This is a genomic window from Neobacillus drentensis (assembly GCF_036966985.1).
In the GTDB taxonomy this organism is placed as follows: Bacteria; Bacillota; Bacilli; order Bacillales; family Cytobacillaceae; genus Neobacillus; species Neobacillus drentensis_E.
Genome location: NZ_JBALSN010000231.1, coordinates 1 through 9845 on the forward strand (window position 1 = coordinate 1; position 9845 = coordinate 9845).

9 protein-coding genes are annotated in these 9845 nt (G+C 42.5%); all 9 read left to right on the forward strand.

The window, feature by feature from the left end; all coding sequences use genetic code 11:
- The first annotated feature begins 92 nt into the window (after positions 1–92).
- The 9 genes from V7659_RS15645 (at position 93) to V7659_RS15685 (ending at position 9824) form a co-directional block, all read left to right on the forward strand.
- Positions 93–866 (forward strand): SDR family oxidoreductase, encoded by a 774-nt coding sequence (locus V7659_RS15645; RefSeq protein WP_335540787.1) that lies wholly within the window; start codon positions 93–95, stop codon positions 864–866.
- Between the two features lie 303 nt (positions 867–1169).
- Complete coding sequence (locus V7659_RS15650) at positions 1170–2339, forward strand: thiolase family protein (protein WP_335540779.1); 1170 nt, start codon at positions 1170–1172, stop codon at positions 2337–2339.
- 142 nt (positions 2340–2481) lie between these two features.
- A complete protein-coding gene (locus V7659_RS15655; protein ID WP_335540780.1) occupies positions 2482–4158 on the forward strand; it encodes a long-chain fatty acid--CoA ligase in 1677 nt (558 codons plus the stop codon).
- A 77-nt stretch (positions 4159–4235) separates the two neighbouring features.
- The gene (locus V7659_RS15660; RefSeq protein WP_335540781.1) at positions 4236–5102 is read left to right on the forward strand and encodes a branched-chain amino acid ABC transporter permease; all 867 of its coding nucleotides are present in this window, start codon (positions 4236–4238) and stop codon (positions 5100–5102) included.
- A complete protein-coding gene (locus tag V7659_RS15665) occupies positions 5102–6133 on the forward strand; it encodes a branched-chain amino acid ABC transporter permease (protein WP_335540782.1) in 1032 nt (343 codons plus the stop codon). The genes V7659_RS15660 and V7659_RS15665 overlap by 1 nt, the downstream gene beginning before the upstream one ends.
- 2 nt (positions 6134–6135) lie before the next feature.
- The gene (locus V7659_RS15670; protein ID WP_335540783.1) at positions 6136–6903 is read left to right on the forward strand and encodes an ABC transporter ATP-binding protein; all 768 of its coding nucleotides are present in this window, start codon (positions 6136–6138) and stop codon (positions 6901–6903) included.
- Positions 6890–7591, forward strand: coding sequence for an ABC transporter ATP-binding protein (locus V7659_RS15675; RefSeq protein ID WP_335540784.1), 702 nt, complete (start codon positions 6890–6892; stop codon positions 7589–7591). The genes V7659_RS15670 and V7659_RS15675 overlap by 14 nt, the downstream gene beginning before the upstream one ends.
- Positions 7592–7678: 87 nt before the next feature.
- The gene (locus V7659_RS15680; protein ID WP_335540785.1) at positions 7679–8884 is read left to right on the forward strand and encodes an ABC transporter substrate-binding protein; all 1206 of its coding nucleotides are present in this window, start codon (positions 7679–7681) and stop codon (positions 8882–8884) included.
- Positions 8885–9116: 232 nt separating this feature from the next.
- Positions 9117–9824 (forward strand): MBL fold metallo-hydrolase, encoded by a 708-nt coding sequence (locus V7659_RS15685; RefSeq protein ID WP_335540786.1) that lies wholly within the window; start codon positions 9117–9119, stop codon positions 9822–9824.
- The last annotated feature ends 21 nt before the right edge of the window (positions 9825–9845 follow it).

A 9845-nucleotide genomic window follows, 5' to 3' on the forward strand; every position in this document is an offset into this window, starting at 1 on the left:
ATACCAACTGGTTAGTATTTATGGTCGAGCTTAAAGCAGTTCACCAAAAGATCTCGGCTAGCAATAAAATTTTTTTAATGGGGGAACGATCTATGAATGTGAAAGAGTTGTTTGATTTAACTGGAAAAGTTGCCATTGTTACTGGCGGAGGCAGAGGACTAGGACAGCAGATTGCTGAAGGCTTTGCGGAAGCTGGCGCAAATGTAGTGGTTTGTTCAAGAAAATTGGAAGCCTGTTTGGATGTAAGTGAAGAGTTAAAAAGACTTGGTGTGGAGAGTTTTGCATTAAAATGTGATGTCACAAATCCAGAGGATATTAGAAATGTCGTCGAGCAGACAATGGAACGATTTGGGCGAATCGATATTCTCGTTAACAATAGTGGTGCATCCTGGGGAGCACCGGTCGAAGAAATGCCGCTTGAAGCGTGGAAAAAGGTGATGGATGTCAATGTTACCGGTACCTTCTTAATGTCACAAGCGGTCGGTAAAGTCATGCTCCAACAAAAATTCGGGAAAATAATTAATATTGCTTCTGTAGCTGGTTTAAAGGGGAGTAATCCAAAGTATATGAATGCCATCGGCTATAACAGCAGTAAAGGGGCAGTGATTACATTTACAAAGGATTTGGCAGTCAAGTGGGGTCCAAGCGGCATTTATGTAAATGCAATCGCCCCAGGATTCTTCCCGACGAAAATGTCCAAAGGGTTGTTGGATCAAGGGGGAGAAGCCATTCTTGAAGGAACGCCATTAAGAAAATTTGGTTCTGAAAATGACCTTAAAGGCGTTGCTTTATTCTTAGCTGCACCAGCTTCCGATTTTGTAACAGGGGATGTCGTCGTTGTCGATGGCGGCGCACATGCGATGTAAGCGATTCGCTCATTGAAGTGGAGAATTCGCTCATAAAACTTAGGAATTCGCTCTTTGAACCAAAAAATTCGATCCTTAAACTGAGGATTTGCCGTAGAGTTAGTAATTCGCTGATAGAACTGGAGAATTCGCTGAATAAATCAATTAATTCTCTGATAGAAATTCGCTAATAGAATACAAGAATCCGCTGATAGGATCCCTTTTTCTCCAATAAATGGAACTTATAGCGGTTATGTAACCGAAAAAACGATAAAATTTCCGAATCTACTTCAACTTCAATAATAAACAAGAGGTGAAAGAGCAATGAAAAGAGATGCAGTCATTGTTTCTGCTGTAAGAACCGCGATCGGCAGACAGGGAAGTGCTCTGGCAGGAGTTCCTGCCCATGTATTGGGAGCAGAAGTCATTAAAGAAGCGGTTAAACGCGCAAACATTAATCCTGAATTGGTTGACGATGTAATTTTTGGAAATGTTCTGTCTGGCGGCGGAAATATTGCTAGATTAACAGCTTTACAGACAGGGTTATCGATGGATTTGCCGGGATTAACCGTTGACAGGCAGTGCGGGTCAGGACTCAATGCCATCAATCTTGCTGCTCAAGCGATTCGCGCTGGGGATGGCGATATCTATATTGCCGGCGGGACAGAAAGTATGAGCCGTGCTCCGTATTTGTTGGATCGGCCTGAAAAGCCGTTTAGCCCGGTACCGCCAAGTTTTAGAAAATCTCAGCTGTCACCAAAAGAAATTGGTGATCCGCCAATGGGCATTACGGCTGAAAACCTAGTGAAAAAATATCAGATTTCACGAGAAGAACAGGATCAATTTGCACTTCAAAGCCAACAACGCATGGCGATTGCGATGGAGGAAGGGCGTTTCGATGAGCAAATAGTTCCCATTTCCATACCTGTAAAAAAGGGAGAACCTATTCAATTCAAAACCGATGAACACCCGCGCCCCCAAACAACCTATAATGCTTTGGCAAAGCTGCAGCCAGCTTTTCTAAATGGTGGTACAGTTACCGCAGGCAATAGCTCCGGCTTAAATGATGCGGCATCAGCTCTTGTGATTATGTCGAGAGAAAAGGCAGAGGAATTAAATCTAACGCCACTTGCTGTGATTCGCGCCTTTGCCGTTGCGGGAGTGGATCCGAACATAATGGGAATAGGACCTGTTCCCGCTGTAAAAAAAGTCCTCCAAAAGTCAGGATATTCGTTAAATGATATGGACGTCATTGAAATTAATGAAGCCTTTGCAGCGCAGGTGTTAGCCTGTAATCGTGAACTCGAGATGGACCTTGAAAAAGTAAATGTAAACGGTGGAGCCATTGCCCATGGACATCCCCTTGGAGCAACTGGCGCCATTCTTGTCACAAAAGCAGTCTATGAACTAAAACGATCAGCTGGCAAATATGCGCTGATTACCGCCTGTATCGGTGGCGGACAAGGGATAGCTACAATCATTGAACGAGAATAATTCGTGGTGTTGTTAGGTACCCAGTGTGAATGGGAGGCAGAAAAATTGTCTCCTCCTAATTAAAAAAAGTAACTGGATTTTCATAAAAATGATAGCGTTTACATTAAACTCTAACATTCTATTAAACAAGGAGTGAAGTCCATTGCTAACTCTTCATTATCCATTTTGGCCAAAAATCTCAAAATCTTTAAAAGTCCCGTCCACATCGCTGTATGACAACCTTAAAGTTAGTGCAAGCCGTTATCCAGACCAGGATGCAATTTACTACTATGGCTACAAATTATCGTACGGACAGCTCGATACCGAAGTAAACGCCTTAGCCGGATACCTACAACACAAACTAGGCGTCCAAACTGGTGAAAAGGTCTTACTATTCATGCAGAATTCTCCACAGTTTGTGATTGGCTACTATGCGATTTTACGAGCTAATGCTGTGGTTGTTCCGATCAATCCAATGTTAGTTGCTGATGAATTAGACTTTTATGTACGTGACTGTGAAATCAAGACTGCTATCGCAGGGCAGGAACTATATGACCGCATCCAGCCTTTGTTAGGGAAAACTTCATTAGAGAATTTGGTTATCGCTGCCTATTCAGATTATGCAGGCGAAGGTTTGGAAGGAATGTTACCGAAAGAGGTAGAAGGTCCGAGAGTTCCTTTTTCAGAAGTTGGTCATTATCTTTGGAACGAGGCGATTCAGGCAAACCTTACACCAACAGAACATACAGCCACAGGTGATGATCTGGCATGCCTTCCATATACATCAGGAACAACGGGGCTGCCAAAGGGCTGTATGCATACTAACCGAACGGTTAATGCAAACACAGTTGGCGCCTATCACTGGTCATTAACGACGCCAAATGCTGTTCATTTAATGTCCTTACCGCTGTTCCACGTAACAGGGATGGTCCACAGTATGCATATGCCAATCTACAGTGGAAGTATGATGGTCATCTTGACAAGATGGAATCGAGACCTGGCAGTGGAGATGATAAAAACATTAAATTGTACCCACTGGGTGACGATTGCCACTATGATTGTTGATTTCCTTGCCAATCCAAAACTGAATGGAGAGGATATTGCCTCGTTAACTTCGATTTCCGGAGGAGGAGCAGCCTTACCCGAAGCTGTTGGTGAAAAATTATTTAATCTTACGGGTTTGCGTTTTGTCGAGGGCTATGGTCTATCGGAAACGATTGCACAGACCCATTTCAATCCAGCCGAACGCCCGAAAATGCAATGCCTTGGTATTCCATCCTTTGATGTCGATGCTAGAATCATCGAACCTGCAACTGGAAAAGAACTAGGTGCCGGGGAAGTCGGCGAAATTATCGTAAACGGACCGCAGGTGATGGTCGGCTATTATAACCGAGATGACGAAAATAGAAGTTCCTTTATTGATATTGATGGGAAAAAATTCTTCCGGACGGGTGATATCGGCCGCTTTGACGAAGAAGGCTACTACTTCATTGTCGACCGTGTTAAACGAATGATCAATGCTTCAGGCTATAAGGTTTGGCCAACTGAGGTTGAATCCTACCTTTATAATCATCCGGCCATACAACAGGCATGTGTCGTCGGCGTGCCTGATCCTAGACGGGGCGAAACGGTTAAAGCATTTGTCATTTTAAATGAAGGTTTTGAAGGAAATGTCAATGCTGAGGAAATCATCGAGTGGTCGAAACAGCATATGGCTGCCTATAAATACCCAAGATTGATTGAATTCCGAAAACAACTCCCAATGACATCAAGCGGCAAAATATTATGGCGCACGCTTCAGGAAGAAGAAAAAGTGAAAGTCTCAAATCAGGTTCAGTAAACTTTTCTCAACAAGGGGAGCGAACCAATTGGTAAGCCCACTGTTTAAAAAATCTTTATCAATTAAAGGGGGAGACTATGGAGATCCTTATTCAGCAGGTATTTAATGGTTTAACGATCGGCAGCGTTTACGCCCTTGTTGCCCTAGGATTAACACTCGTTTATGGGATTCTGCACATTCCAAATTTTGCACATGGAGCCTTATACATGATGGGTGGATACATAACCTTAACGATGATGACCAAGTTTGGACTTCATTATTGGATAGCGATTTTCGTTTCGATTATTGTTGTTGGTCTCATTGGCGTCTTGATGGAAAGATTTGTTTTTCACCCGCTTAGAGAAGCACCGCCCATCCACGATAAGATAGCTGCAATTGGAATTCTCTTATTCTTAGAAGCCTTCGCCCAATTTTATTGGGGTGCTGAATACCAGTCGATGCCAACGCCATACGGAGAGGTCGTCCAGATCCTAGGGTTAACGTTTACAATGCAGCGAATCCTCATCGTTATTGCGGCTCTAGTTGTCATGGTCCTTTTATACCTCTTCTTAAAAAAGACCTATACAGGCGCAACAATTATTGCGATATCGCAAAATCGTGAAGGTGCTAACCTCGTTGGGATTAACACGAACAAGGTGGCTATGCTCACCTTTATGATTTCTGGTGGGCTTGCGGCGATTGCCAGCTCCCTCTCTGCACCTATTAATCTAGTATTCCCAGGGATGGGACAACTTGTTATTTTAAAAGCGTTTGTCATCATTATCCTTGGCGGGATGGGAAGTATTCCTGGAGCTATTGTTGGCGGGTATATTTTAGGATTTAGCGAGAGTTTAGGGGCGACCTATGTTTCAAACGACTATAAGGACATTATTGCTTTCGTCCTGCTTGTGCTTATTTTAACAGTGAAGCCAACCGGATTGTTTTCAAAGGGGGGCCATAATTGATGCCAAAGGTAGTTAATCAAAGAAATGTCATTTCTCTATTAATATTACTAGCTGTCGTATTTCCTTTAATGACCTCAAACACCTATTTTGTTCACGTTATGACGCTTTCGTTTATCTGGATGATTGGTGTGTACGGGCTAAATTTACTTGCGGGCTATACCGGTTATCTGTCCTTAGCACATGCAGGTTTCTTTGCGATTGGCGCCTATTCATTAGGGATCTTAACCGTAAAAGCACAGATGAATTTCTGGCTTGCCTTTCTATTAACCTTATTAATTACTAGTTTGATCGGACTGGTTGTGGGCATCATCGCCTTTCGAACGAAGGAACATTTTTTCGCCATTTATACCTTGTGTTTGGGCTATATACTTTATCTAGTTATCGATAAATGGGACAGCTTAACAGAGGGGGTACGTGGGCTGATTGGGATTCCGGCTCCTGCAGGGATTGGTCCGATCAATTTTGAATCTGAAATCTCCCATTATTATCTTGTCTTGTTTTTCTTACTGCTTGTGGTCTTGGTCATGTATCGAATTGTGCATTCCTTATCAGGCAGAACCTATATTGCCATCCGTAATAGTGAGGATCTAGCGAAAACGATTGGGATTTCTACGATGAAAAATAAATTAACAGTCTTTGTCCTATCGACCCTCTTTGCTGGTCTTTCTGGGGCCCTTTACGCCTCTTTTGTTCGTTTTATTGGTCCTGATATTGGTTCGATTTCGATTACCTTTGATTTACTAACCTATTTATTAATCGGCGGGATTGGGACCTTAAGTGGTCCGCTTGTCGGGACACTGCTGATTGTTTGGCTTTCACAGCAACTGCAAGGCTTCCAAGAGTACCGGATGCTCATCTTTGGTCCTGTTTTAACCTTGTTGGTTATTTTTTACCCACGCGGTATTGTCGGAGCTGTTTCGAGTGCGTTTACAAGAATGAAAGCGAAAAAGGAACAGCATCAGACAAATATTAGTGGAAATACCGCAATCAAGGCTGAAATACGCCCTGACAAGCAAGTAAAGGAGGGGTAGAAATGATTTTTTTGGAAACGAAGAATTTAACAAAAAGATTCGGTGGTTTAGTGGCTGTCAACAATGTCGATTTTGCGATTGAAAAAGGAAAAATCAATGCCATCATTGGTCCTAATGGGGCAGGGAAATCGACATTTTTTAATTTAATTAGCGGCTTTCATCGTCCGAGCTCAGGTTCTGTCATTTTTAATGGGCGTGATATTACCACCTTATCTTCAGATAAAATTGCCAAGCTGGGAGTGGCCCGGACGTTTCAAACAACGAATCTGTTTGAGCAATCAACCGTTTTGGACAATGTCATCGTTGGGCATCGGTTGCGAACAAAATCAACCTTGCTTGATGCAATCTTCAGGACACCACGACTTAAATCGGAAGAGGCACAATGCCGTGAAAAAGCAATGGAAGTCCTCGAATTTGTGGATTTAAAAAATGTAGCCAGTAAACTGGTTGGTAGTTTAACGCAGGAAGAGAAAAAACGAACTGCCTTTGCATTAGCTCTTGCCACTGACCCGGAAATTGTCTTTCTTGATGAACCCGCAGCCGGGGTGAATCCTGATGAAACAGAAGGCCTGGCGGAATTAATGAAAAAGATGGTCTCTACAGGGATCACCGTGTGTTTAATCGAGCACAAGATGCAAATGATTATGAAAATGGCTGATAAAATCATGGTCTTGAATTACGGCGAAAAGATTGCCGAAGGAAGTCCAGATGAAATTCGAAATAACGAGTTAGTCATAAAGGCCTATTTGGGAGGGAGTGCGATTGCTTAATTTAAAGANNTATGGAAGCTTTACCGCCATACATGACGTGAATATCAAAGTAAACGAAGGGGAAATCGTTGTCTTATTAGGTTCAAATGGCGCTGGAAAAAGTACCACCTTTCGTACGATCAGCGGATTAAGCAAGCCTGCGGCTGGTGAAATCATTTTTCAAGGAAAAAAACTAAACAAGCGATCATCCGATCAAATTGTCCAATTCGGTATCGGTCAATGCCCAGAAGGACGAAAGCTTTTTCCGGCCATGTCTGTTGAGGAGAACCTGCGAATGGGTGCGTATATACATCGGCGCCATAAAGAAGAAATTAAACAGGCGCTTGAGCATGTATACGAACTTTTTCCCATCTTAAAGGAGAAAAGAAATGATGCTGCCGGTTCTCTAAGCGGCGGACAGCAGCAAATGTTGGCTATCGGCAGGGCATTAATGTCCAGGCCTAAACTGATGCTCCTCGATGAACCATCGGTAGGACTTGCCCCGCTCATTGTGGAGCAAATGTTTGCAGTAATTCAGAAAATCAATAAAGAAGGAACGACGATATTGTTAGCAGAACAAAATGCGAATGCTGCCTTAAAGATCGCAGATAAAGGGTATGTTTTTGAAAATGGCTCCATCGTTCTTCAAGGCACATCCCAGGAGTTATTTGCTAACGATGAAGTAAGGAAGGCCTACATAGGGGCATGACTAAGCATGCTTTTAAAGGGGGTGATGAACGGTCGATTCATCACTTTAAGTCACTAGAAATTCAGGTAAACAAAAGGGGGAAAATGAATGCAACGAATGAAGTCTCTATTAATGATCGGTTTTGTCTTTGTCATGATCTTTAGTTTGACAGCATGTAATAGCACATCAGAAAAACCTGCTAACACCAAGCCAGCAGCAGGTGGAAGTAAAGATGGAGTTGGGACTGTTAACATTGGCTATACTGGTCCATTAAGCGGGCCAGCAGCGTTCTATGGTGAGAGAACCTTAAATGGCGTGAAGATGGCTGCCGAGGAAATTAACAGTGCAGGCGGTATTGAAGTCGGCGGGAAAAAATATAACCTAAATATCGTGTCATTAGACGATAAATACTTACCGAATGAGGCGGGGGCAAATGCTAAGCGTTTAATTCAGGAAAATAAAACCCCAATTATTTTTACACCCCATAGTGGCGGCGTGTTCGCCCTTCAAGTATTCAACCAACAAGATAAATTCATCATTGGTGCCTATACGAGTGAACCAAAAGTTTCTGAGGTAGGAAATAACCTGACTGTTCGGATTCCCCCTCGTTATGATGGTTACTTAGAACCTTTTACGACTTATGAAATGGAAAAGTTCGGGCATAAGATTGCCTTCCTTCCAACCGCTTCGCAATATGGCAAGGATTGGTCTGACAAACTAAAAGCACATTGGGAAAAAGAAGGTGGTAAGGTTGTTTACAATTCGTCCATCGATTTCGCCAAAGAGACAGACTTCTTTACCATTGTGACAAACGCTTTGAAGAAGAAGCCAGATGTATTATTTATCGGCGGTGCCTCTGAACCTACGGCAAAAGTTGCGAAACAAGCGAGAGAGCTAGGCTTTAAGGGAGGATTTATTGTCATGGACCAAGCAAAATTCGATGAGATGAAAGCGGTTACCGGTTCCTATGATGCTTTAAATGGTTCGATTGGTGTTATGCCATTAGTTGAATCTAGCAGCCCTGCGATTCCTGATTTCGCAGAGAAATATAAGGAGAAATATGGGGAAACCCCAGGCTCCGAAGCGGGTCTAAATTACATTGCAACTTATATTTTTGCGGAAGCGATGAAGGCAGCTGGATCCGTCGATGACGCAGAAAAAATCCAAGCACAAATGCAATCAGGAGTTGAAAATATTCCTGATAATGTCAAAATTTATGATTTTACAAAGTTTGCCGGAGGCGGCTTTGATGGAGAATTAGAAGTGGCTGCTATTGAAGATGGAAAAGTAGTCCCTATTAAGTTGAAGAAATAACAGCCTCTACTGGTGAAGACCCCCTTGTTAATATTGCGTAAATTCAATTACGTATTTTTTCAGGGGGGTTCCTTTGTTTGAATCATTTTTTGAAAAAAATAAAAAATTAGACTATAAGGGAAAACGTATTCATATTTCTAGCGTAAGAGAAATATAGTTTTGATAGTGCGCAGGTCATTACTCCTGCCAAAAGTGATAGTTAAATAATATTTGAGAAAGGAGGGGGTTCAAATTGTTTAGAATTGTTCCAATTGAATTAGAAACCCATTTTGCCGAGGGCACGGTCAATGCGTTTTTGGCGATTGGTGATTCTGTTACCTTAATCGACACGGGTAACCCGGGTAAAGTGTCATTTCAGCAACTTAAAAGTAAACTACATACGCACGGCGTTACATTGAAGGATATTGATCAGATTGTCCTGACCCACATCCATATCGACCATGCGGGGGCAATTCCTTACATTTTGGAAGAAATAGATGTGCCAATCTATGTTCATGAACAGGCGAGAGGTTCCATTAATTTTGGTATGGACGAGTATCAACGTGTGCAGGCATTTTTTCATCAGTTTTTAACCAGCTGTGGTGCCGACCCATTAAAGCACATCATCGAACGTCCATTCAAAGAGGAAAAGTGGCGAAATGTTACCTTTGTTAACGAAGGTGATTCTATTCCATTAGGTGGGATGGAGTTTGAAGTGGTTCACGTTCCCGGCCACAGCCAATCTGATATTTTACTATGGAGCCAGGTAACTGGTGATACCTTTGCCGGCGATCACCTATTAAAGGCATTTTCTGTGAATGCCTTTATCGAACCACCTATTCCGGGTGACGTTAATCTCTTAGGACTATCACAAATTCAAGGCCACTTGGACTTACTTGAAGAAAGACAGCAGGTGAGTTATCAGCAAAAAGGTTCACTTGTCATTTATCGTTCGATCTAGCAATAGTAATGAAGGCTCTAA

Bases quoted from the DNA above. Each gene is read 5' to 3' on its own strand.
- V7659_RS15645 (WP_335540787.1), top strand. From the start codon at position 93: ATGAATGTGAAAGAGTTGTTTGATTTAACTGGAAAAGTTGCCATTGTT.
- V7659_RS15650 (WP_335540779.1), top strand. From the start codon at position 1,170: ATGAAAAGAGATGCAGTCATTGTTTCTGCTGTAAGAACCGCGATCGGC.
- V7659_RS15660 (WP_335540781.1), top strand. From the start codon at position 4,236: ATGGAGATCCTTATTCAGCAGGTATTTAATGGTTTAACGATCGGCAGC.
- V7659_RS15665 (WP_335540782.1), top strand. From the start codon at position 5,102: ATGCCAAAGGTAGTTAATCAAAGAAATGTCATTTCTCTATTAATATTA.
- V7659_RS15670 (WP_335540783.1), top strand. From the start codon at position 6,136: ATGATTTTTTTGGAAACGAAGAATTTAACAAAAAGATTCGGTGGTTTA.
- V7659_RS15680 (WP_335540785.1), top strand. From the start codon at position 7,679: ATGCAACGAATGAAGTCTCTATTAATGATCGGTTTTGTCTTTGTCATG.